Below are 372 nucleotides of genomic sequence, written 5' to 3'. Positions count from 1 at the left end.
GCCAGCGTGGGTGCGACGTTGTTGACATCGACGACGCGGGTGGCCTGCGTGGAGCCGCCGTCCTCGTCGCTGGCCGTGACGGTGATGGTGCGCGCCGTCGTGTTGACGGGGCCATCCTGGTCGTCGGTAAAGACATGGCCGACGCTACCGCCCAGCGTGGCGAGTTGTGCCGCGGTGACCACCTGCGCCGGGCTGCCATCGCCCCAGTCGATGCTGTAGCTCAGCGTGTCGGCGGCGACGTCGCTGCCGGTGATGGCCAGCGAGTAGCTGGCACCTTCGTTGGTGGCGGCGGCACCGGCCAGGCTCAGGCCCGGGTTGGCGTTGTTGACCTGCACGGACTGGCTGCCCAGCACGAAGCTGCCGTCTTCGTCG

Annotated in this window: 1 protein-coding gene; it reads right to left on the bottom strand. The window is 69.6% G+C overall.

The genetic code is table 11. The features are described from left to right. On the bottom strand, nucleotides 1–372 hold a 372-nt coding region (locus ACG0Z3_RS23260), incomplete at both ends, for a hypothetical protein (RefSeq protein ID WP_394402438.1).

Source organism: Pelomonas margarita, from assembly GCF_043555875.1.
In the GTDB taxonomy this organism is placed as follows: domain Bacteria; phylum Pseudomonadota; class Gammaproteobacteria; order Burkholderiales; family Burkholderiaceae_C; genus Pelomonas; species Pelomonas margarita.
This window is presented reverse-complemented; position numbering and strand designations above follow the sequence as displayed.